This window comes from Synechococcus sp. R55.2 (assembly GCF_047462075.1).
GTDB lineage: Bacteria > Cyanobacteriota > Cyanobacteriia > Thermostichales > Thermostichaceae > Thermostichus.
In genome coordinates this window covers 1-22,525 of record NZ_JANSIH010000464.1, presented here as the reverse complement: position 1 = coordinate 22,525, position 22,525 = coordinate 1, and the positions used below count along the sequence as shown (strand labels likewise).

The 22,525-nt window shown below is 58.6% G+C and carries 22 protein-coding genes, 1 tRNA gene and 1 pseudogene; 10 read left to right on the top strand and 14 right to left on the bottom strand.

Annotation, left to right across the window (positions count from 1 at the left end; genetic code table 11):
* Positions 1-133: 133 nt before the first annotated feature.
* Complete coding sequence (locus NW838_RS16000) at positions 134-589, top strand: HHL1-like protein (RefSeq protein WP_414428382.1); 456 nt, start codon at positions 134-136, stop codon at positions 587-589.
* Here the strand turns inward: NW838_RS16000 and NW838_RS15995 are convergent.
* Positions 586-1,497 (bottom strand): alpha/beta fold hydrolase, encoded by a 912-nt coding sequence (locus tag NW838_RS15995; protein WP_414428381.1) that lies wholly within the window; start codon positions 1,495-1,497, stop codon positions 586-588. The two genes, NW838_RS16000 and NW838_RS15995, sit on opposite strands and share 4 nt — an antisense overlap.
* A gap of 441 nt (positions 1,498-1,938) precedes the next feature.
* Between NW838_RS15995 and NW838_RS15990 the strand changes: the two genes are divergently transcribed.
* Positions 1,939-3,366 carry a folate/biopterin family MFS transporter gene (locus NW838_RS15990; protein WP_414357319.1) on the top strand — a complete coding sequence of 476 codons (1,428 nt, stop codon included), beginning with the start codon at positions 1,939-1,941 and terminating at the stop codon, positions 3,364-3,366.
* 117 nt (positions 3,367-3,483) lie between these two features.
* Positions 3,484-3,774, top strand: a pseudogene (locus NW838_RS15985) (DUF6679 family protein); the annotation flags it as partial.
* 316 nt (positions 3,775-4,090) lie between these two features.
* Here the strand turns inward: NW838_RS15985 and NW838_RS15980 are convergent.
* Positions 4,091-4,843: a segregation/condensation protein A gene (locus NW838_RS15980; RefSeq protein ID WP_414349871.1), complete on the bottom strand. Its 753-nt coding sequence runs from the start codon at positions 4,841-4,843 to the stop codon at positions 4,091-4,093.
* Between the two features lie 156 nt (positions 4,844-4,999).
* Between NW838_RS15980 and NW838_RS15975 the strand changes: the two genes are divergently transcribed.
* From NW838_RS15975 to NW838_RS15965, 3 genes are all read left to right on the top strand, one after another.
* A tRNA-Val gene (locus NW838_RS15975) sits at positions 5,000-5,071 on the top strand.
* Between the two features lie 298 nt (positions 5,072-5,369).
* Positions 5,370-5,810, top strand: a complete 441-nt coding sequence (locus NW838_RS15970) for a hypothetical protein (protein WP_238376922.1) — start codon at positions 5,370-5,372, stop codon at positions 5,808-5,810.
* The gene (locus NW838_RS15965; RefSeq protein ID WP_011432786.1) at positions 5,798-6,694 is read left to right on the top strand and encodes a sulfatase-like hydrolase/transferase; all 897 of its coding nucleotides are present in this window, start codon (positions 5,798-5,800) and stop codon (positions 6,692-6,694) included. The genes NW838_RS15970 and NW838_RS15965 overlap by 13 nt, the downstream gene beginning before the upstream one ends.
* 153 nt (positions 6,695-6,847) lie before the next feature.
* Here the strand turns inward: NW838_RS15965 and NW838_RS15960 are convergent, their stop codons facing one another.
* From NW838_RS15960 to NW838_RS15945, 4 genes are all read right to left on the bottom strand, one after another.
* Positions 6,848-7,996 carry an AI-2E family transporter gene (locus NW838_RS15960; protein ID WP_414341734.1) on the bottom strand — a complete coding sequence of 383 codons (1,149 nt, stop codon included), beginning with the start codon at positions 7,994-7,996 and terminating at the stop codon, positions 6,848-6,850.
* A 32-nt stretch (positions 7,997-8,028) separates the two neighbouring features.
* Positions 8,029-8,805: an enoyl-ACP reductase FabI gene (fabI, locus tag NW838_RS15955; RefSeq protein WP_011432788.1), complete on the bottom strand. Its 777-nt coding sequence runs from the start codon at positions 8,803-8,805 to the stop codon at positions 8,029-8,031.
* 219 nt (positions 8,806-9,024) lie between these two features.
* Positions 9,025-10,830, bottom strand: coding sequence for an aspartate--tRNA ligase (gene aspS / locus NW838_RS15950; RefSeq protein ID WP_414357323.1), 1,806 nt, complete (start codon positions 10,828-10,830; stop codon positions 9,025-9,027).
* Positions 10,831-10,902: 72 nt separating this feature from the next.
* Entirely contained in the window at positions 10,903-11,841 is a 939-nt protein-coding gene (locus NW838_RS15945; protein WP_414357325.1) for a metal ABC transporter solute-binding protein, Zn/Mn family, read from the bottom strand.
* A 63-nt stretch (positions 11,842-11,904) separates the two neighbouring features.
* Between NW838_RS15945 and NW838_RS15940 the strand changes: the two genes are divergently transcribed.
* Both NW838_RS15940 and NW838_RS15935 read left to right on the top strand, forming a co-directional pair.
* On the top strand, positions 11,905-12,666 hold the full coding sequence (locus NW838_RS15940; protein WP_414428380.1) for a metal ABC transporter ATP-binding protein: 762 nt from the start codon (positions 11,905-11,907) through the stop codon (positions 12,664-12,666).
* A 24-nt stretch (positions 12,667-12,690) separates the two neighbouring features.
* The gene (locus NW838_RS15935; protein ID WP_011432792.1) at positions 12,691-13,524 is read left to right on the top strand and encodes a metal ABC transporter permease; all 834 of its coding nucleotides are present in this window, start codon (positions 12,691-12,693) and stop codon (positions 13,522-13,524) included.
* 68 nt (positions 13,525-13,592) lie between these two features.
* Here the strand turns inward: NW838_RS15935 and NW838_RS15930 are convergent, their stop codons facing one another.
* The 3 genes from NW838_RS15930 to NW838_RS15920 all read right to left on the bottom strand — a co-directional run bounded on the left by NW838_RS15930 (position 13,593) and on the right by NW838_RS15920 (position 15,845).
* Positions 13,593-13,880 (bottom strand): RNA recognition motif domain-containing protein, encoded by a 288-nt coding sequence (locus NW838_RS15930; protein ID WP_414357328.1) that lies wholly within the window; start codon positions 13,878-13,880, stop codon positions 13,593-13,595.
* A 196-nt stretch (positions 13,881-14,076) separates the two neighbouring features.
* Positions 14,077-14,859, bottom strand: coding sequence for a 16S rRNA (guanine(527)-N(7))-methyltransferase RsmG (gene rsmG, locus NW838_RS15925; protein ID WP_414428379.1), 783 nt, complete (start codon positions 14,857-14,859; stop codon positions 14,077-14,079).
* Positions 14,856-15,845, bottom strand: a complete 990-nt coding sequence (locus NW838_RS15920) for a hypothetical protein (RefSeq protein WP_414341740.1) — start codon at positions 15,843-15,845, stop codon at positions 14,856-14,858. Before NW838_RS15920 ends, rsmG begins: the two co-directional genes overlap by 4 nt.
* A gap of 420 nt (positions 15,846-16,265) precedes the next feature.
* Between NW838_RS15920 and guaA the strand changes: the two genes are divergently transcribed.
* The gene (guaA, locus tag NW838_RS15915) at positions 16,266-17,816 is read left to right on the top strand and encodes a glutamine-hydrolyzing GMP synthase (RefSeq protein ID WP_414357339.1); all 1,551 of its coding nucleotides are present in this window, start codon (positions 16,266-16,268) and stop codon (positions 17,814-17,816) included.
* Positions 17,817-17,861: 45 nt separating this feature from the next.
* On the opposite strand, the gene NW838_RS15910 is transcribed toward guaA, so the two are convergent.
* The 5 genes from NW838_RS15910 to NW838_RS15890 all read right to left on the bottom strand — a co-directional run bounded on the left by NW838_RS15910 (position 17,862) and on the right by NW838_RS15890 (position 21,662).
* Positions 17,862-18,083: a hypothetical protein gene (locus NW838_RS15910; protein ID WP_011432797.1), complete on the bottom strand. Its 222-nt coding sequence runs from the start codon at positions 18,081-18,083 to the stop codon at positions 17,862-17,864.
* Positions 18,084-18,085: 2 nt separating this feature from the next.
* Entirely contained in the window at positions 18,086-18,412 is a 327-nt protein-coding gene (locus tag NW838_RS15905) for a hypothetical protein (protein WP_238376924.1), read from the bottom strand.
* A 91-nt stretch (positions 18,413-18,503) separates the two neighbouring features.
* A complete protein-coding gene (locus NW838_RS15900; protein ID WP_414428378.1) occupies positions 18,504-19,559 on the bottom strand; it encodes a CobW family GTP-binding protein in 1,056 nt (351 codons plus the stop codon).
* A gap of 449 nt (positions 19,560-20,008) precedes the next feature.
* Complete coding sequence (locus NW838_RS15895; RefSeq protein WP_414428377.1) at positions 20,009-20,956, bottom strand: DUF4335 domain-containing protein; 948 nt, start codon at positions 20,954-20,956, stop codon at positions 20,009-20,011.
* 61 nt (positions 20,957-21,017) lie between these two features.
* Positions 21,018-21,662, bottom strand: a complete 645-nt coding sequence (locus NW838_RS15890; RefSeq protein WP_414428376.1) for a DUF3038 domain-containing protein — start codon at positions 21,660-21,662, stop codon at positions 21,018-21,020.
* 391 nt (positions 21,663-22,053) lie between these two features.
* Here NW838_RS15890 and NW838_RS15885 point away from each other — a divergent pair.
* Positions 22,054-22,525, top strand: a 472-nt coding sequence (locus NW838_RS15885) for an FHA domain-containing protein (RefSeq protein ID WP_414428375.1), incomplete at its 3' end; no start/stop codon positions are given.

Here is a 22,525-nt window from a genome sequence, read left to right as displayed (position 1 = left end):
CCCTTTAACCGCCCGCCGAAGCTCAACAAGTATAGCACGCCGGCTACGGACAATGAGGACAAGGGATCCCCAGCAGAGAAGGGGATCCGATCTGCGCTAAGCTGCAAAAATCCCCCCTCTCGTCAGCCCAAGTATGAGTCAGTCTAAGGGTTTTCGCAAATCCAAGCCTGAGAAAAAACCGGCCAGCTCCAACACTGCCAAGCGCAAGGAAGCCGCCCAACGGTACGACGAGCTGAAAGCCAAGGGGATGCCGGAGTTCAACATCTTTGCCCGCCGTCGCCAGCCCGCGCCTGGCCAGCCCAACCCTTGGCTGCCGGTGGGATCCCTGGCAGTGGGACGTTCCAGCGCCATTCACCAAGCCATTTTCCAAAACGAGGAAGAACTCAAAAAAGCAGCCGTCAGGCTGTTTCCCCGTCTCGGCAAGGTGAAAGATGACCTGGAGTTTGGGTTTCGCCTCAAGGACAAGGACTTCCAAGACGAGCCGATCCAGGTGGCGATCCGTCCCCAGCCTTCACCCCTTCAAGTTTGGGTGGCTAAGATGCGGAGCTGGTTGGGCCTCTCCAGCAAAGGAACCTCTAAAAAAGGCTAGACTGCCGCAAAGGCTCTGGGCAGCCAGCTCAAAATCAGAGGGTTGACCACCTCTGGGCGCTCGTCGTGGGGGCAATGGCCTGTATTGGGAATGGGCAAGAACTGGTAGTCGATCCCTTGCACATGGTTTTGAAAGCCGCGGCCCCGTTGAATGGGTGTCCAGGGATCCCCTTCTCCCCAGAGCACCAACAGCGGGCAGCGCACCTGAGGCAATAGGGCTTCGGGAGTCGGGCCGGGGGGAGCGGTAAGAATCGAGGCAAACACCTGCTGAGCGCCCACATCACAGGAAGGGGCATACAGAATCTCCACCAGCTCATCGGTAATGGCGGCGGGGTTGCGGTACACCTGCTTGAGAGTTGCGCGGATACGCTGCCGCTGCCGCACCCGATCAAACAAAAATGGCCCCGTCACCGGAGAGGCCACCAGAGCGGTGAAAACACTCATGAAAAGGCGGAAAATCGGGCTGAGCTCATGGGAGCGATGGTTCAACCCCCCGGCGCAGTTGAGCAACACTGCTCCTGCCGTTAACTGGGGATGCCGGGCGGCCATGATCAAGCTGAGCAAGGCACCAATGGAATTGCCGATAAACACAGCAGGCTGCTGAATGTGCTGCTGCCAAAAATCCACCAGCAACTCCGCCCAGAGATCCAAGGTGTAGGGGAGAGCAGGCTTGGCCGAGCCGCCAAACCCGAGCAAATCCAGGGCATAGACCCGGTATCCTGCCGCAGCCAGCACGGGGATGTTGTGCCGCCAATGGCCGATGGAAGCCCCGAATCCATGCACCAAAACCAGGGGGGATCCGGATCCCTGCACCACGTAGCGAATGGCATGTCCGCGCCAGCTCCAGACTTGGGGAGCAAAAGGAGCAATGGCCTCAGCCGCAGAACCGGCAGAAGAAGCAGTCAGCACAGCCTGAAAACAGACCCAGTTAAAGATGTAGGTAGAAACTCAGAGCCATCCCTGTTCATCATAGCTTCGGAATGCCTTTGTCTCCCGTCTCTACTGCCCTGCCTGCTGCTGCAGTTGCGGGTTCAGGTGCCGCCGAGGTGGGGTTGGGCCGGTCAACATGGGACGAAAGCATGCTGGACTTCTTGGGATCCCCGCCCTTGGCTGGATGGCATAGCACCCGGGGATCAGCTTTCGACCTCATTTCGACCTCATTATTTTGTAGATTTTGTAGCTCGGCTGGGTTGAGCAGAAAGAGCGCTGGGAAGCGCAACCCGTCCAAGGAGGTCGGAGCCGGAAGCCAGTTGGACAGGTTAAGGTGAAGAGACTGTTAAGATTCTTATGGTTTTGCTGTTGCCAAGGCAACACCGCACCAACTAACATCTCGCTACACTGCGACCGCTCATGATTCATCCTCTGCTGCAACGGCTGCACCAATCCACCCTGACCCCGCTGCGGGATATCCACTGGACGCCGGAATTGTTCGGAATCCTCTTGGTGTACTTTGTGCAGGGGGCGGTGGGGCTGGCACGGCTGGCCACCAGCTTTTACCTGAAGGATAGCTTGGGCCTCAGCCCGTCTCAGGTGGCGGCGTTGATGGGCGTTGCCATGAGCCCCTGGATCCTCAAACCCCTCTACGGCCTGCTGTCGGATACCGTACCGGTGGCGGGCTATCGGCGTCGTCCCTACCTCTTGTTGTCAGGGCTTCTGGGGTGTGGGGCTTGGCTGGGGATGGCCCTGTGGGCACCGACGGCTGGTCTGGCCACCCTGTGGATGGTTTTGGGATCCCTGGCGGTGGCGGTAGGGGATGTAATCGTAGATTCGCTGGTGGTGGAGCGGGTACACGGCAGTGACTGGGCGGGGACGGGCACGCTGCAATCTTTAACTTGGGGAGCAACGGCCTTGGGATCCCTGCTCACCGCCTATTTGGGAGGAGCGCTCTTGGCCCATTATCCGCCGCAGGTGGTGTTTGGGCTGACGGCCTTTTTGCCGTTGTTCATCGCTCTGGCAGCTTGGGTTATTGCCGATCAACCGGTGGCGTTGTCCCAGGGCTGGGATCCCTTGCAACAACAGGTGGGGCAGGTGTGGCGGGCGCTGCGGCAACCCAGCATTTTGCTGCCGGTGCTGTTTGTGTTCGTTTGGCAGGCCACTCCCAGCGCCGATGCGGCTCTTTTTTACTTTGTCACCAACGATCTCGGCTTTGGGCCGGAATTTTTGGGTCAGGTGCGCTTGGTTACCAGCATCGCCAGTTTGCTGGGGGTAGGGATCTTCCAAGTGTACCTGCGGCGGCTCCCACTGCGGCCCCTGTTCGGCTGGATGACGGTGATCTCGGCGGCGTTGGGCCTGACCAGCCTTATCTTGGTCTATCACCTCAACCGGGATTGGGGCATCGACGATCATTGGTTTAGCTTGGGGGACAGCCTGGTGCTGACGGTGGCAGGACAGATTGCCTTTATGCCGGTGTTGGTCTTGGCCGCCCGCCTCTGCCCCCCTGGGATCGAGGCCACCCTCTTTGCCCTGCTGATGTCGGCCTTTAATTTGGCGGGGTTTCTCTCCCAAGAGCTGGGATCCCTGCTGATGCATGGGCTGGGGGTAACGGAGACCGATTTCAGCCGGCTGGGGCTGCTGCTGATCCTGACCAACCTTTCTACCCTCTTGCCCCTGCCGTTTTTGGGCTGGCTGCCGGAAGAGAGCATAACCCTTGGCGGAGCAGAACTGGAGGCGGAAGCCCATGCCTCTCTGGAATCCTTTCTGCGGGATGTGCAGGCAGAAGAAGCGGAGACAGCCTTGGCGATGGAAGGGGTCTCTCTGGCCGAAACCGACCCAACCTAAAGAGACTCTGTCTGGCCTCGGGAAAGGCATACAGCCTCGGTGTCCAGCCGCTAAGATGGAGGGATGAGCTGGGTAGCCCCCACAACTCACTCGGATCTTTCACTTCAGGAGGGGACCGTGCTTCATCGTAGGATCTATCAACTCAGCCGCGAAGGCAAGGATGTGTGGATCTATCTGCGGGATCAGGGACGCTGGCTGGAACGGGCCAAGATCCTCGATATCGAAGGGGACACCATCCTAGTTCGCTACGAGACAGAAGATGAGGAGGAGATCTGCTCCTGGGAGGAGATGATTCGCCTGGAAAGCATTGGAGCTGTTGCTCAGCGCCTTTCCACCATTCCCAAGGGGATGCTCAGCACGTCAGATTTGCTCACCTCAGAAGACTGCCCTCCGGCTGAATTGCTGCATCCGCCACTGTTGCCTACCGAAGGAGAAGATCATCCCAGCAGCGAGCGCCTCGTGGAGGATTACTACCTGGATCGGGAGGCTCCTGCCGAGCTGCCGGTGCGCTCCAGTGGGGAAGATCTCAAACGGGCGGATCGTGCCCGGCACGATGCTGAAGGCACGGATTGAGTTCTCCGTTTGCCAGAGCGGCGCAGAAGAGCGCTTGACATCCTCAGGTTCAGACGCCAGCTCAGAAGCCTAGAGGTGGATGGCCCGGCCACGGCCAGAAAAGTTCTCTAGAGTTCACCTTGGCAGATGAAGGGGATCCCAAGGGCGGGATCTACTTTGCCAGGCCCTCAGTTGTGCAGGGTCGGATGGTCAGTGGGCCGTAGAACTCCTCTTGGCACAGCTCCACCTGAGAGCGGGCAGCCATTAGCAGCAATGACCAGAAGACTTGAATGGGGTGAATGGTCCCGCTGCTGCCGTTTTGATAGCTTTTTTGGCAAAAGTGTTGCTGGAGATCGACAAAGCTGATCTGGGTCAGACCCTGCTGCCAAAGCTGAGCCAGCAGAGATTCTAGCTCGGCGGTGGTTTCCAAAAGGTTTTCCGGGTGGGCTAGCTGAGTGATGGCCGACAGCGCTTGCTGGCGAGAAATCCGTTGGGCCAGCGGCTTTGGGGCAGCTTCGGGCTGGTGTTCCAGCAGGGTTTCCAGCTCTTGCAGGTGGGCGATGAGTTCTTTGAGGGTGATGGGCCGGGTACGTTGAAGACGGGGTGCTGCCCTGGGTTGCAACACGCGATCCAAGTGCGCCAAAGACCAGCTTGGCCAGGGATCCACTTCTACCTCCACCGGGCTGGGCTCACTTTCTTCTGCTTCTGGTTCTGCCAAAGCCATCGCCTTGAGATAGACCAACATGGCAGCGTGGAGCAGGGCTTGTCCCGACTCAGACAGGTCATGGCTGCTGCTGGTGGGAGCCATACGGGCCAGAAAGCGATCGATAACCTCGATGACCTGCACATCCCAGGGATCGATCTCGCCTCGTTCTGCCAAATCAATGAGCAGAGCAATTGCCTCTTCGGTCGGTGAGTAGGCCATAGCACCCCACAGCTCCCTGACCCTTACTGTAGCCCTCAGGCCGGATCCCGGCTATCTCTAGCCATCTCCCATGCCGATCCGAATCCTCTGGCTCAATCGCTGACGTGGTAATATAGAGATCCTGCTCTAGTCGATAGCTGCTAGAGTGGTATCTGCGGGCGGTTAGCACAGTGGTAGCGCACTTCCTTCACACGGAAGGGGTCACAAGTTCGAATCTTGTACCGCCCATACCCGCAAACCTGCTCCTGCAGCGAGCTTCAACAGTCCAAGTCCTTCTCCTGGAGGAGAGATACAGGCGGCTAGAAACGACTTTTTCCGCCCCGGGGTCTCCCTGAAGCGCGCCTTAGGGAGAGGGCTAATGGCTGTTGAGAACAACTCCGCTTGAGCTTCCAGCGTCTTTGCTGCCAGGCCAGTGGAGAAAGGGAAGAATGGTAGCCTAATAAAGGGTAGGGTTGAGGCCATGCAAGAATTTCGTCCCGCTAACGCGATCAGAAACCTTCGCTTCATACTCCTGGGCTTGTGGATCTTGAGCCTGCTCGTTCTCCTCATCCAAAACTGGGGATCCCCGGCAAGGGTTGTGGTGGGTGGGCAATCGGGATCCCCGCTTCCTCTATCGTTGGTGCTATTGGCCTCTTATGGGGCAGGGATGGGGCTGGGATTTTTGTATGTAGGCTCCTGGCGATTGCACGACCGGGTGTTCCAGCGACAGGCAATCCGTAAGTTAACTCAGTTGAGCGACCGAGTTCGCTTTTTGGAAGCCCAGCTGATTCCCCCCGACCACTATTTGCCCCAAGATCTGCCGGAGTACGAGCCGGATCCCCAAGCAGGCCGCTATTCCTATTCCAATATCCCGCCGGAACGCATTCGCGATCCCGCTCCTGAGGACGACGATGCGGCAGCAGCTCCCAACTGGCGGATTGTCCAGCGGCCCTACGCCGACGAGGAGGAGGAAGGATGGGATTCCTAAACTGGTGGAAATCGTCTGCCGCTCCTGCGTCTGAGCCCGATCCCCGCCCTGAACCGCGGGGACAGAACAACTATCTGCTCATCGTCCTAGACAGTTGCCGCTTCGACAGCCTGCTGGCGGCCAACCCCAAGCACTTGCTGAAGTTGGGCCCTCTGGAAAAGCGCTGGAGCTACGCTTCCTGGACGGCCCCTGCCCATTACAACCTGCTCATGGGCCTGCTGCCCCACACCAGCCCCATCCACGTTTTTGCGTCCGAGCACTACAAGCAAGATTATCTGCGCTACAACGAGCGGCTCGGCACCCGGCAACCCATTGAGTTCAAGCATCTGCTGCCTCATCTCTATTTGCCGACGCTGCTGAAGCATCAACTGGGCTACACCACCCACGCCATGGTCTCCATGCCGGTGCTCAACCCCAGCACGCTGCTGAATCGGGATTTCGATTCCTACCGCCTCATGCCCCAGCACAACGATATGGCGGCCATGGTGGAACAGTTGCGCTTCGAGCCGGATCGCCCCAGCTTTTACCTGTTAAACGTGGGCGAAACTCACTATCCCTACGCGCTGCCCGATGAGGATCCCAGCTTGTGGCCCCGCATCTCGGGGGTGAATGGGGTGTTGAAGCGGCTGGATGAAGGAGAAGAGGACGGGATCCCCTTTTTCGATTCGGCCCAGTTGGAAGAGCTACGGCAGCGACAGATCCAGGCGGTGCGCTACCTGGATGGGATCTTTGAACAGCTGTTCGACCTGGTTCCCAAAAACACCTACATCACGGTTACAGCCGATCACGGCGAACTGTTTGGGGAGGGAGGCTACTTCGGCCACGGCCCTATCCACCACGAAAAAGTGCTGGAGGTGCCCTTTATCGAGGGCAAAATTCGCTAGGATGAGGCCCTCACCCCCAGCCCCTCTCCCTGAGGACAAGGGTGGCCATCGATAGCCCAGCAACTGGGCTTACCAGGATTGAGCCTCTGTTTGCCTGCCGGTTAACGCGATCGCCTGAATCGCATGGGCAGAGCCTCTTTCCTTTTGGAGCAGCTAGATCTGCTGGGTCTCCGGCTTGGGCAGGGTAGGATCCCGGCGGGGTTCGCCGTTGGCGCTACTCGGACGGAGCCCTTGCGGGGATCCTTTTACACCGGAACCCAACCCATCTTCGGCGGCCAGGTCGGCAGAGCGGGCGATCTCGTAAAGGCTTTTCACCACACTGCTGAGGGGAATGGCGACGATCACGCCCAGGATGCCCCCCAGTTGCGCCCCCACCAACAGGGCAATCAAGATCCACACTGGATTTAGCCCGATCAGCTCTCCCATCAGGCGGGGGGCGATGACCCGATCCTTCACCTGCTGCACGATCAGGGAAACCAGCACCACTTTAAGGCTGAGCCAAATGTCCTGAAAGGCCAGCAACACCGCCGCCGCCCCAATGCCAATCACCCCCCCCACCAGGGGGATGACCTCCAGCAGGCCGATCAGCAGGCCAAACAGGAGCCCGAAAGGTACCCGCAAAAACCCAAAAACCGGCACCAGCATCAGGGCCATGATGAACCCCAACACCAACTGGCTGATGAGGAAGTTCTGAAAGCTGAGGGCTAGGGCTTCGCCAATGCGCGGCCCCCAAGGTTTGGGGAAGAGGCTGAGCAACCCCTGCCAGAACTGGCCCCCGTAGAGCAGCATGTAGAGGGCCAACACCAGCACCAGCACCAAGTCGATCACCTGGTTGAACGTACCCAGAAGGAGATCCAGGGATTGGCCGGCAATTTTCTCGGCGCTGGCCTGCAGGCGGTTGAGAAGGGTATTGACCAGCTCCGTCTGGCCAAGGTTGATGTTGCGCTCGGCGGCCCAAAGGCTAATCTGGTCGAGCCAATTTTGTAAGGTGTCCACCCACTCTGGGATCCGCGCCCCCAGCTGCACCACTTGCTTGGCCAAGACCGGCACCACGGCGATCCCCACCAAGACCAGCAGCACCACCGAGAGAGCAAAGACCAGGGTGACCGCCAAACCTCGACTGACCCGATAGCGCCGCAGCACCTGCACCGGGTAGTTGAGCAAAAAGGCCAGCACCGCCGCTGTCAGGATGGTGGTGAGCAAATGCCCAAACAGCCGACCCACCTGTATGGCCAGCCAGCCGCTGATGACGATCAAGATCCAGGTGAGCAGCAACCGCTGCAAGGGTGAGAAGCGATTCATGCCGGAGCCATCCCCAAGGGATCCCAAAGCGCTTAAAAACCCAGGATGCTATACCCACTATCCACGTAGATCACCTGGCCGGTAATGCCGCTGGCCAGGTCGCTGGCCAGAAAAGCCGCCACATTGCCCACCTCTATTTGAGTGACATTGCGCCGTAGGGGAGCTTTCTCCTCCACAGCATGCAGCATGGCATGAAAATCGGAAATGGCCGATGAGGCCAAGGTGCGGATTGGGCCGGCAGAAATGGCGTTCACCCGGATCCCGGCAGGGCCCAGCTCGGCAGCCAGGTAGCGGACACAGGTTTCCAGGCCCGCTTTGGTGACGGCAGCCATGTTGTAGTTGGGCACCACTCGCACTCCTCCCAAGTAGGTCAAGGTGAGGACACTGCTGCCGGATCTCAGTAGGGGCTTGGCAGCCCGGCAGAGGGCAATCAGGGAGTAGGTGCTCACATCCATGGCCAGGGCAAACCCCTCCCGCGAGATATCGCTGAAGTTGCCGCTCAGCTCCTCTTTTTTGACATAGGCCAGGCAGTGAACCAGAATATCGACCTGACCCCATTTTTCGGTTACCCCCTGAAACAGATCGCTGATCTGCTGATCGCTTTGCACGTCGCAGGGGAGGAGAAAATCTGGCTGCAAGGGATCCGTGAGTTGCTGAACTTTGGTTTTGAAGCGATCCCGCTCGTCCGGCAGATAGGTAACCCCTAGGCTGGCCCCCGCTTTGTGCAGTTGCTGAGCAATGCCCCAGGCAATGGAGCGCTCGTTGGCAATGCCGGTTACCAAGGCTTTCTTTCCCGTCAGCTGTAGCATGGCAAAAAAAGTAGGGGTGTATTCCTTTCTATCCTCCCACAGGTGGGAGCTGGGGCTGGGAGAAGGGATCCCAGGCACTCCTGAACTCCCGTTAAAAAGGCCCGGCTTCCACAATGAAAGTCCTTTTGGTTGAAAAGGAATATTGTCTGCTGGATCTCCGCAGCCCTGTTACCCGTGCCGAAATCATCGAGCACCCGTGGTCGTTGGAAGATACCTCCCTCAACCGGGCTGATAGGTGGAAGCCACGTGCAGTTCCTTGAGCTGCTTCGCCTCAACGCTGGAAGGAGCGCCGGTGAGCAAACATCGCGCCTGCTGGGTTTTGGGAAAGGCGATGACATCCCGGATGGAATCTTCCCCGGCCAGCAACATCACCAGCCGATCCAGGCCGTAGGCAATGCCGCCGTGGGGCGGGGTGCCATACTCAAAGGCTTCCAACAAAAAGCCAAACTTGTCCCGCGCCTGTTCGGGGGTGAGGCCAATCGCTTGAAAAACCTGCTCCTGAATTTCCCGCTGGTAAATCCGCAGGGATCCCCCTCCTACTTCCACGCCGTTCCACACCAGGTCATAAGCCTGGGCCCGCGCCGTTTTCAGGTCGGCCAAGTCGTCGGGGTGGGGGGCGGTAAAGGGGTGGTGCAGGGCTTCCAGGCGATTTTCTTCGGCGTTGAACTCAAACATGGGAAAGTCGGTGATCCAGAGGAGATTCAAGGCGTTCTCTGGGATCAAACCCAGCTCCTGGCCCAGGTGCAGCCGCAGCCGGCCCAAAGACTCGTTCACCACTGCCGCCGGCCCTGCCCCAAACAGCAACAGATCCCCTGGCTTGGCCTGGGTGAGATCCAGCAACCGCTTCTCCTGCTCGGGGCTCAAGCTCTCTTTCAGGGCGCCGATGGTATCGAGGCTGTCGGGCCGCACCCGGATAAAGGCCAAGCCGCCCGCCCCATACTGGGTGACCAGCTTGAACAGATCCCCGCCTGGTTTGATGCGGGTGTTGGAGATCTTTTCATCGCCGCCGGGCACTGGCAGGATTTTGATCAAACCGCCCTCAGCCAGCACTTTGGCGAAGACTTTGAATCGGGATCCCTGAAACACCTCCGAAACATCCACCAACTCCATCCCAAAGCGGGTGTCAGGCTTGTCGGAGCCGTAGCGGGCCATGGCCTCGGCATAGGTCAGGCGCGGGAAGGGACGGGGCAGGTGGATCCCTTTGACAGTTTTGAAGATATGGCAGATCAGTCGCTCGTTGAGCTCCAGGATCCCTTCTTGATCCATGAAGCTCATCTCCATGTCCAACTGGGTGAACTCCGGCTGCCGATCCGCCCGCAGATCCTCATCCCGAAAGCAGCGGGCGATCTGGTAGTAGCGATCCACGCCAGCCACCATCAGCAGCTGCTTAAAGAGCTGGGGCGACTGCGGCAGGGCAAACCACTCGCCGGGGTTGACGCGGCTGGGCACCAGGTAGTCTCTGGCCCCTTCTGGGGTGGAGCGGGTGAGAATGGGAGTCTCCACCTCGACAAAGCCCTCCTCGTCTTCTAGGAAACGGCGGATGGCCTGGATGACCCGGTGGCGCAGTTGCAGGTTACGGGCCATGCGCTCCCGCCGCAAATCCAGGTAGCGATAGCGCAGGCGGATCTCTTCTCGCACTTCCTCTGCTTCTTCTCCCGAGACGCTGAAGGGGAGCTGCTTGCCGACTGGACTGAGCACTTCCAACTGTTCGGCGTAGATCTCGACCTCGCCGGTGGCCAGGCGAGGGTTGAAGGAGTCGGGGGGCCGTTGCTGGACAGTTCCCGTTACCCGCACCACATATTCGTTGCGCACTTCCCCCGCCAGTGGATATGACTGCGGAGTTTTCTGCGGATCCGCCACCAGTTGCACAATGCCAGAGCGATCCCGCAAATCCAGAAAGATCACCCCCCCGTGGTCGCGGCGGCGGTCGATCCAGCCGTAGAGGGTGACGGTCTGGCCAATGTGGGCCGGGCGGACTTCGCCACAGTAGAGGGTGCGGGCCGGGCGATGGATGGCAGCAGGCATGGAAGAGGTGAGAGAACAAGGGTCTGAGCCCCTATCATACAAAACTCAGACCTCCTGCCTCGACTCAGCTTCTCAAGAGCATTCAGGGGATCCGCCCAGGGCTACCACAATCGTGCAGGTGTTGTGGCGCATCATGGCAACGTAAGTTTCGGCGCCGCTGCCTGGCTCCCCCAAAGAGTCCGAGTACAGTTTCTGTTCGGCTACCTTGACCCCGGCTTCGGTGGCCACCGTTTGGAGGAGAGCGGGGTTGAGGGTGGTCTCAGCAAAGATAGCCGGCACCCGCAGAGCGCGGATCTCCTCCACTAAGCGGGCCACTGTCTGGGCGCTGGGCTGTTCTTCGGTGCTGATCCCCAGCAGGGATCCCCCCATTTTCAGGCCGTAGGCTTGGGTGTAGTAGGCAAAGGCATCGTGAGTGGTCACCAAAACCCGGTTGGGAGGGGGGATGGTCTGAATTTGCTCCCCAATCCAGGCATGAAGCTCCTCCAGCTCTGCTCGATAGGCAGCAGCATTGGTTTGGAAGAAGGTCGCCTCGCCAGGCACCTGTTCCGCCAGCTCTTGGGCGATGCGCTCCACCATGCGGATGACGTTTTCCACATTGCCCCACACGTGGGGGTCGGGAGTGGGGATCCCATCCTCCTCATTGGTGACGATGGGATCGAGGATCTCGGCCAAGGCAACCCGCCGCGCCTGTTGGGCTGTGGCCTCGATGAGGCGCATCAACCCCGGCTCCAGGTTGTAGCCGTTGTAAAACACCAAGTCTGCCCGCTCTAGGGCCATCCCATCCGCCGGTGCCGGCTCGTAGATGTGGGGATCCATCCCCGGCTGCAGCAGGCTGGTGAGCTGGATGCGATCTTGGCCCACCTGCTCCACCCAATCGGCGATCAGTGTGGTGGTGGCCACAACGCGGGGACGCGCCCAACCCGAACCGGCTAGGGCCAGAAAACTGCTGATCGCCAAGCCGAAGGCCGCTACCCAACGGCGCCGCCCCCAAAGGAAGACAGGACTTTTCATTATCGTTTCATGATTTAGGTACCCCTTTAGGGTACACTGGACTTACTCGAAAATGAAAGCAAAATGAAAAAGCAATCTGCTCCTCTCCCTCTTCGCCCGGCCAGGGGATCCCTGGTGGTGCGGGATCTGACGGTGCGTTACGGCAGCCTGCGGGTGCTGCAAGGGATCCAGGCTGAAATCGCGCCGGGGCGCATCACGGGCATCCTCGGGCCCAACGGGGCCGGCAAAAGCACCTTCCTCAAGGGGCTGTTGGGGTTGGTGCCGCTGGAACGGGGGGAAGTGCGCTACGGCGGACAAGCGCTGCGGGGAGAGCAAGTGGCCTATGTACCCCAGCGCTCGGCCATCGACTGGTCGTTTCCCGCCACGGTGTGGGATGTGGTGTTGATGGGGCAGGTGAGAGCTGCTGGCTGGTTTCGCCGCATCGGGAAAAAGGGGCAGCAGCGGGCTGCTCAAGCCCTGGAGCGGGTGGGGATGGGGGCCTACCGGGATCGCCCCATTGGAAAGCTGTCGGGGGGACAACAGCAGCGGGTGTTCCTGGCGCGGGCCTTGGCGCAAGAAGCGGAGATCTACGCCCTTGACGAACCCTTTGCCGGGATCGACCAGCCCAGCGAAGCTATTTTGTTCCAGGTGTTGCGGGAGCTGGCAGATGCCGGCCACATCGTGATGGTGGTGCACCACGATTTGGGGCAGGCCCGGGCCTACTTCGACGAAGTGCTCCTCCTCAACCGTGTCTTAATTGCCCAGGGATCCCCGCGGGAGGTGTTGCAGCCAGCGGTGTTGCAGCGGGCCTATGGCCGAGCCCTGCTGCTGGACTCAGCTGCCTAGGGAGAGTTTGAGGTCAACAACGTTATGGAATGGCTCTGGCACAGCCTGGCGGATCCCTTGAGTTTTGCCTTCATGCAGCGGGCTCTGCTGGTGGCGGTGGCCGTCGGCATTCTCTGTGCCGTGGTGGGCAGCTATCTGCTGGTGCAAAGCTTGGCCCTCCTGGGGGATGCCATCAGCCATTCGCTGCTGCCGGGCCTGGCCATTGCCTACATGCTGGGCCTCAACCTGTTTGTGGGAGCCTTTGTGGCCGGTCTCCTCAGCGCCCTCTTAATTCAATGGATCCGCTCCGCCAGCCCCCTCAAGCCGGATGCAGCCATGGGGATCGTCTTTTCGGCCTTTTTTGCCTTGGGGATCCTGTTGATCACTTTGATCCAGCGGCGGGCTCGCATCGATCTCAACCACTTCCTCTTCGGCAACCTCCTGGGGGTGAATGCTGTCGATGTGCTGACAGTGGTGGGCATCACCCTTTTGGTGTTGGGTTTGGTGGCCCTCTTCTTCAAGGAATTGACCTTTTACAGCTTCGATCCCTTGGGGGCCAAAGCAGCCGGCCTGCCCACCGAGCGGCTGGGGTGGGGGCTGATGGTGCTCACTTCCCTGACGTTGGTGGCCAGCATGAAGGCAGTGGGCGTGCTCTTAGTGTTGGCCATGCTGATCACGCCAGCGGCAACCGCCTATCTGGTGGTGCCTCGATTGCACCAGGTGATGCTGCTGGGATCCCTATTTGGGGTGAGCGCCAGCCTGCTGGGGATGTACGCCAGCTACTACCTCAATGTGGCCTCCGGCCCGGCCATCGTCCTGGTGGCCTCCGCCTGGTTTAGCCTGGCCTTTCTGGGCAGAGTGTTCTCAGGAACGCGATAGAAACCAGGGATCGCAGGTCGGGATCCCTGGCTCAAACCTCATCTGAGAAAGGGTATATGCATGTTAACTCAAAAGCGGGAAGAGCGGCCATCCCGACCGCCGCCTGCACCGGCCTGCCGAGGCAACGCCTTGTTGACCCTCAAATCCCGGCCCATCCAAGTAGCGCCATCCAGCTCGTCGATGGCCTTTTGCTCATCAGCTTCGTTTTCCAGCTCCACAAAGGCAAAACCTCGCTTACGGCCAGTCTCCCGATCCACCGGCAGCTTAATTTGCTTAACGGTGCCGTATTCGGCGAACACAAGTCGCAGGTCTTCTTCGCTGGCCTTGAAGGACAAATTACCCACAAAAATGGTCATGGTGTAGCAAACTCCGAACCTTACCCTTTAGCGTTCAGTTCGGAGGCTCACCTGGTTAAACCATTCGCTCAATCCGAACCTCATGCCAACCACATCTTAGTCTTCCCAATGGCATTTGCAAAGCCATCCTTCCAGCTTTTTGTCCGAGAATTGGGAGAAGCTTTTGTAGCAAGATGGAAACTCAGGATCCTAACCTTCATGGGCGATTGCTTTGGCCCAACGGTTGGCGTTTGGGAGTGCCGGGAGAGCGGGGATAAGGAGGCGGCGTGGGGGCTACTTTCTCCAGCAGTAGGCAGTGGCGCACCCCACGGCTGCGGGGTGTGGTGAAGGCTTCTACATGGATCAGTTTTCCGCCCAGGATCTTGAGGGCCCGCTCCAGCGTTTGGGCTTCTGCCTCCGTCCAATGGCCACGATAGAGAATGGCACGCCCCCCTACTTTGAGCAGAGGCAGGCAATACTCGGCGCAGGTCTCCGCCGAGGCCAGGGCCCTGGCCAGAGCAATATCATAGCTGCCCCGTTCCTGCGGGTCTTGCCCCCAAATTTCGGCCCGCTGAGCCACTGCCCGCGCTTGGGTGAGGGAGAGCCTTTGCAAGGTGTCCTGTACAAAGGCAATCTTGCGTTGGGTGCTGTCCAGCAGGGTAAAGCGGGTTTGGGGCAGGGCAATTTGGGCCGGGATCCCTGGAAACCCTGCCCCGGTGCCGATGTCGATCCCCCGCCAGGGCTGAGCTTGGATTGCCTCCCAGGATCCCAGCAGGCGTAGGCCCCGCAGCGAATCCCACAGGTGTTTCTCCCAAAAGTCGATGGGATCGGTGATGCGGGTCAGGTTCTGGGTTCGGTTTCCGGCCATCACCAGCGGATAGAGCTGTTGCAGTTGTTGCTGCTGCTGTTCAGAAGGCTGCCAACCCAGCTCCGCCAGCCAGCTTTCCCACAGCGTCTTGAGCTGTGGGGGCTCAGAGGAAGAAGCGTCAGCCTTCTTCATCCCAGGGATCCCAGTTTCAATCCAGCGGGGATGGCTCTGTCGGCCCAGCCTTTCAGCTCTTGGGTCAAGCCCTGCAAAGAACGGTCGGTGCCCAGCAGCTCTTGGTTTAAGCAAACCAACTCCTGCAAATCCAGCTCCTGACAGCTGGCCCAATCTTCCGCCAGCAAGTTAATCGGCTGCGGCTGAGCCTGAAGCAACTGATGAGAGGCCAACTCCAGCTCTACATTCAAAAGCACCTGCTCCAACCGCTCTACCCGCTCCTGCATTTGCGCCAGCAGGGCTGCCAACTGCTGACAGCAATGGTGAACCCGCTGAGCATAGACCTTGAGCGGCAGGGTCAGCGGCAGCAACGACTCAGACAACAGTTGAATCAGGTGCTGGGCCTCCAGTTCTTCCAGTTGCAGGTCTTGCCAAATGGCGTGGTAAAGATGGAGCGAAAGACGACAGGTTTCCAGGCGCTGGTAGCAGGGCTGTAATACAGAACCGCGCAGCTCCTGCAGATAGTCGGCCCACAGTTGCCCAGCCTCTACTACCCAACCTGTCTGGAAAAAACTCCACCCCTGGGCCAACAGCCAACTGATCAACAGGCCCGCCAACAATTGGTTTTTTTGTCGCAACAGGAAAGGCGAAAGGTGCTCTCCCCAAACGGCTAACCCCAGCCAGATCAGGGCAGCCAAAGTCAAATGGGGCAAGCTGATCATCTCGGCCAACAGCTGGGCAGACCAGCGCTGGCGCAGCATCCAGATCACCCCGGCGCCCAAGCTGTACAGCCCTCCCCCCAACAGCGGGATCAACACCAGCCACAGGGGTTGTCCCCTCCACAGGTGCGATAGTGACCCATCTTCGCCCAGCGCATCCCAACTGAGCAAGTACAAAGCCAGCAGAGCCAAAACCACGACCCAGCCCTGCTGTCGCTTGAGACGGCGGGCTAGAAGACGACGGCGGCGGCGCAGATAGGTTTGAAAGGACTCGGCAACAATCGACATAAAAAAATGGCACTGCGGATCCCTACCAATACCCCCACCGGCCTGGAGCGCTCCTTCACGATCATAAGTCTTAACTTTGCTAGGTCATCTGGCTTCTGTATTGCGTTGTTGGCGGGAGTCATGCCCAGCCGGTGGCCAGCTTTTTCAGGGGCTCATCAGGCGGTTTTTCGGCGAGACTCCTCCGAGAAGCGCTGTTTTCTCGGCAAGCCTGACAGAGGCTTTTTAGAGCAGGCAGCCGCGTGCAAGCTCTCCACCCCTGTTACCATGGAAGAGCCCTTAATGTTTCTTTCGTATCCATCGTATCCATAGCCAAGCTAGTCTCTTGGACCGGCTTTTTTATTGTGCACTGTGCCAGGTTTTGTGATCCCTTCTGCATCTCCTCCCAGTTCCGGCCTTTCCCCCCTCGAAGTGCAGCGCCAGATGATCGTCATTCTCGATTTTGGATCCCAGTACTCTGAGCTGATTGCCCGCCGCATTCGCGAAACCCACGTCTATTCGGAAATCCTTTCCTATCGCACCACTGCTGAGCAACTGCGGCAACTGCAACCGCAGGGCATTATCCTCTCCGGGGGCCCCAACTCGGTGTATGAGCCAGGCGCTCCGGTGTGTGACTCTGAGATTTGGAACCTAGGGATCCCGGTTCTGGGGGTGTGCTATGGCATGCAACTCATGGTGCAACAGTTGGGGGGCAAGGTGGAGGCAGCCCAGAAGGGGGAATATGGCCGTGCCGCTCTGCACATTTTGGATCCCACCGACCTGCTCACCAACCTGCCGGAAAACAGCATCATGTGGATGAGCCACGGGGATTCGGTTACCGAACTGCCGCCGGGCTTTCACACCTTGGCCTCTACCGACAACACCCCCTGTGCCGCCATTGCCGATCCAAGGCGTCGTCTCTACGGGGTGCAATTTCATCCGGAGGTGGCCCACTCAGAGGCTGGCGCCTTTCTCATCCGCAACTTTGTCTATCACATCTGCGGTTGCGAGCCCACCTGGACAACGGCAGCTTTTCTGGAGGAAGCCATTCGAGAGGTACGTGCCCGTGTGGGCAATAAGAAGGTGCTGTTGGCCCTCTCGGGGGGGGTAGACAGCTCTACTTTGGCTTTTCTGCTGCACAAGGCCATCGGCGACCAGCTCACCTGCGTGTTCATCGACCAAGGGTTTATGCGCAAGGAAGAGCCCCAGCGGCTGCTGCGCCTTTTCCAAGAGCAATTTCACATTCCCGTCCACTACGTGGATGGCCAGGAGCGGTTTCTCCGGCAGTTGCAGGGGGTTACCGATCCCGAAGAAAAACGCAAACGAATTGGGGCAGAGTTTATTCGCGTGTTTGAGGAAGAATCCCAGCGGCTGGGTCCTTTTGAGTACTTAGCCCAAGGCACTCTCTACCCAGACGTGATCGAGTCTGCCAATACCCATGTGGATCCGGTTACTGGAGAACGCATTGCCGTCAAGATCAAAAGCCATCACAATGTCGGCGGCCTGCCCGAAAATCTGCGCTTTAAGCTGGTAGAGCCTTTGCGCAAGCTCTTCAAAGACGAGGTGCGGCAACTGGCCCGCTCTTTGGGTCTGCCGGAAGAGATTGTGGGCCGCCATCCTTTTCCGGGGCCGGGGCTGGCCATCCGCATTGTAGGCGAGGTTACCAAAGAACGGCTGGAAACCCTGCGAGAAGCGGACATGATCGTGCGGCAGGAGATCAACCGCTCCGGCTACTATCCCAAACTTTGGCAAGCCTTTGCCGTGCTGCTGCCAGAGGTGCGGTCGGTGGGGGTGATGGGGGATAAGCGCACCTATGCCTGCCCGGTGGTGGTGCGGCTGGTTACCAGCGAAGACGGTATGACCGCCGATTGGGCGCGAGTTCCCTACGACCTCTTGGCCACCATTTCCAACCGCATCGTCAACGAGGTGCCCGGCATCAACCGCGTGGTTTACGACATCACTTCCAAGCCCCCTGGCACCATCGAGTGGGAGTAGGCGGGATCCCTTGCGTCTGGCCTCGATTCCCGGCTGGATCGATGGCTACCTATGGCCAGCTTCCGGCAGGGAATAGGAAGGGCTTGAGCTGAAGGGCTGAGCGGCTTGGACTTCCATTCGGGCCAAAGTCGTAGCGGCATCCGCCAGTTGCAGAGCAAGGTTGGCACGGCTAATCGGATCCCGGGCATTCCAGAGATCCTGTCCCAAACAAAACACCCGATAGCGAAAGGCTTTGATCGAGCGCGATGGGATGACCTTGACAGTCATGGCTACAACCTCTTCTCCACAGAGACGTGAATAGTCAGCAGAACCCGCTCGGGCTCAAGGTAAACAAATGTTACCAAAACAACCTCGTCCTCAGAGGCAATACTGACCGGGCAGGTGGCTTTCGGGGGCTCCACCCGTTCATGCCGTACCCCCACAGTGTATTCTCCAATCGGCAGGTCATCAAATCCAGCGTCTGCATAGATCAACTCAATGGTTTCTTCTGCAATCAACTGCCCCTCTCGCTCCAGGAAACTGAGAAAAGGGATCCCATCGATGGAGGTGAGCGCGTTGTTGGCCTGGTTGCGGATCATCACGAAGATGTCGGACATGGAGGGTGCGCCATCACCTCAGGGGTTTATGATCGAGGGTGCTGGAATGTAGCCCGACTTTCTTTAGCCTGGACTGCCGCCAAGTCCTGATTCAGCGACCAAACCCTTGACCCCACGTGGCCGGGCGGGCAAGACAGGCTTGGAGTTTTTTCCGCAGCTGGGCTGTATCGAGCCGCTGACCGATGAGCACCAACTGGTTTTTGGGCTGGCGAGGCCAATCATCGCTGCTGAGGGTATAGCGCCGACCGCTGAGGTGAAAGATATGTCGCTCTGGGCTTTCCTCGAACCACAACACCCCTTTGGCACGAAAGACTGCATCGGGCAACTCGTTGAGAAAATTTTGGAAAGCATCCAAAGAGAAGGGCTGATCGCTCTCAAAGGCTAGGGAGTTAAAGCCGTCAGCCTCGATGTGGCTGGGATGGGAGTGGTGATGGTCAGGGTGCTCGCAGTGGTCATGATCGTGCTCATGGTCATGGTGGTCGTGACTGTCGTGATCATGGGCTTCTTCTTGGGGCAAGGAACTGGCCTGAAACAAATCGGTATCCAAGATTAGCTCCAGGGGAACTGCGCTGTTGACGGTGCGCAAAATGCGGGCATCTTCTTTGATCTCGCGGATGCGTTTTTCCAGACGCTCGATCTCGGCTTCCTCGACCAAATCGATTTTGTTGAGGAGAATCACATCCCCATAGGCAATTTGGCTGTAGGCCACGTTGCTGTTGAACAGATCGGGGGCAAAGTTGGTGGCATCTACCAGGGTGATAATCGAGTCTAGCCGCGTCAGATCTCGCAATTCTGGCCCCAAAAAGGTGAGGGCCACCGGCAAGGGATCCGCCAATCCCGTGGTCTCCACCACCAGGTAGTCGATCTTGTCGGAACGTTCCATCAACCGCAACACGCTTTCGGCGATGTCGTCCCGGATGGTGCAGCAGATGCAGCCGTTGTTCAACTCCACCAAGTCTTCTTCGCTGGAGACGATCAGCTCCGCATCGATGCTGATCTCGCCGAATTCGTTGACCAGCACCGCTGTGCGCATCCCTTTCCGGTTGTTGAGGATGTGGTTGAGAAGGGTGGTTTTTCCACTGCCCAAAAAGCCTGTGATGATGGTGACAGGTAAGCCGCGCTGGGGCACTTCGATGGTTGCAGTCATAGAATGGCAGCGATCCGATATAGAGGGAACTCTTCCACTTTATCCTCTTGTCCTCATTGCCCTAGCTGTCTGAAGCCGATTAAACCCTTCAGATGCGATCAGTAGAGCCTTTGCGCCTCGGCATTGGCGGCAGCCTTGGCTGTCTGAACTGGATGGTCTCTCTCTTTCCGGCTTAATCCTCCAGGGTCAGATCGCTTCCTCTAATCCCCCGGCCCTGAAAGTAGGGTTATTTCGATTCAAACTGGGACAATGCACCCAACACCTAAAACGCTGGCCGCGTCGTCGCGTCAGCGTTGCAGAGCAATAATGCACGGAACCAGAAAGCTTTCCTCAGTAGCCCAGGCGTCTCACCCTAACCTGAAACAACTATAATCCTCTGAAAGCTCCAGAAACAATGTCTCTGGGTAGACCACAGTACAGAGCCACCCTAGCTTGGCCTGTCAAGATGCCTACCTGTCCTGAGTCACTTCCACCTGGTTGCCCGGCTCTAGGCTGACGCGGAACTGTTGTGCGCCTGTTGGCAAGGGATCCGGCGGTAGCTCCGGCAGGTCGGCAAATGGGGTTTCGGCTCGGCGCTCTCGGGCAAGCTCATTCTCCGGCTCGGCGGCCAGGGGGGATCCCGTCCTATCCACCGTTACCCGGTAGACCAAGCTCTCTGGCCAATCGGGGGGAGACTGCCACTGCTCTGCCAAAATGTCTCGCAGACGGGAAAGGGGATCCGCCCCTGCTGCCTCTCTTCCCGCTGTTGGGTCAGATTCTTGAGGGGATGTGGCCAAAGGCTGTGACTGATCCGACAAGGCAGGGGTGGTGAGCTGCTCTTGCGGGGAAGGGGAAACTGTGGGATCCCTAGGGGGGCGACTGGCCCAGATCCCAACACCGGCCACAACTGCGATCCCGCCCACCAGCAGGGCCGCGATCCCAGTGGGCTGTCGATACCAAGCCCGCGTCACCGGAGTTCCCAGATTGGCCAGTTGGGGAATGTCATCCGCCACCTGGGAGAGGTTCTCCAGCAGGTCGTACAACTGCGTCATCGACAAATCCACCTGCGCGATGCGATCTTCCCCTTGGCGCACCGTGAGGCGATGAAAAATAAAATCAAGCGGACGGATGGCCACGGTACCGCTGAAGGTTCCCTTGGGTTCCCCACTCAAGTGGGATCCCACGTAGCGGTCGATTACGGTGATCAAATCGTTGAGCCAAACGTTATCGCCGTGTAAAGTTTTGACTGTCTCCCCCTGGCGGATTTCCAACTGACACTCGAAGCTGCGCTGGATGGCTTGCAGCGGCGGCGTTGCAGAGGAGTCTGAAGAATTGGAATCGGCAGGGGCTTCTCCCCGTACAGTCAGCGTAGAAGTGGGCTGTTGATAGGTGTGGCTAACCAGGGTAAGGTTGGGCATGGCAACTGCGGGCGAACAACACGGGTAGAGGGCTACAGAGGCGATAATTGACAAAACTGCCTCAAGAAGAGGGTGAGGTATCGGGGCCGGAGCTGTGGGCTACCCCCTCTTCTTCCAGATCGCTGCCGGCAGGCAAATCCATCTCAGGACGGCTGAGCAAGGCTTTCCACAGGCGCTGAGCGCCTTTCGGGCTACTGTAGAACATCAGCTCAATCAAGATGCGCAGGGCCAGCTCGGTGAGGCTATTCTCATCGCGCACGTCCCCATCCACCATGCGGCTGCGGTAGTGGGAGAGAAATTCATCCAAGTAATCCCCCACCAGCGGTTGACGGAAGGGGCTGAGCTCTTGATCGACAGCGGCTTCCAGTTGCTCCAAGGTGCTGCGGATACGGGCTTGTTGCTGAGCAGCCAGATAGGCAATCACCATCACCAGGGCGCGGGCCTCTTCGATATCCACCTTTTTGCGCCCACCGCTGCTGCGGCGCAAGGGGTTAGCATTGCGCAGTCGCCAGAGGGTCACCCGGTCGCCAATCTGCTCTTCCAAGTTGAGGGCTTTGGCTGCGGCCAGAACCGCTTCGGAACTTTCTCCGCTCAGGGACTCCAACCCCAGCAGTAGCAAGTCCAACTGGGCTTTGATGGTACCGGTGGCTGTACTCAGGCCAGCGGGCCGACTGTCTAACTGAATGTGCTTGTGTTCCACCGTCACGCTGTCAATGGGAGCTTTGGGTTTCGACGAAACTCTATGATCTCCTGTCCAAGCCAAACCTGCAACCTACCTCCCTGCGCTCTAGTCTAAAAGACTTTGGGCATGCTAGACTGCTCGCCAGCCTGCCGAGAGTTGAGCTCTCAGGGTTCTTCCCCAAAACGGGGTAACTCTGGATGCATCTTAGACCAATAAGAATGGGTTTTCTGGGCCGGTTTCTGTTTCGGCAACACCCCTACTCCTAGCTGAACTTGGGCTTTTGGACTCAGGGGGATGGCTACTTATAATGGGGAAAGCAGCTGCTGCTTTGGCCTTTAAGAGCTAAGTGACTACCCACCTTTATTGAGTTTCCCTTTTGTTGACACCAGCGACTCTAGGTGCAGCTTGATTCATCATGGCCTCTTCTGCTCGCTGCAGTACTCAGCCTGTCCCTGTTCACTGGGTCTTGATCTTCAGGGATCGATTGGGGCAGAGGGGGGTTGTTCTGGATAGTATCTATTACTCAGTGGGACGGTCTAAAGACAATCATATTCGCCTTTACGATCCCTGCGTCTCTCGGAAACACGCTTCCCTCATCCGCATCCCAGGTTCAGGGCCAACTGCACAGGGATCCCTGCAGTACAGCTACATGGTATTCGATGGCAGTCCGGGATCCAGGCCCAGCACCAATGGCCTATTCGTCAACGGAAAACGGGTTTTGTCCCATCGCCTTCAGCTCCTAGATAAGATAAGGTTTGGGCCGAACGTAACAGCAATTGTGGAGACAACGGATCGACTCAGCCCGGAAACCCTAGCCAAGTTATTCCAGCCTCTGGATGCTGCTAGCTCTACATCCCCATCCACCTTTGATTTTAATAAAGACACGG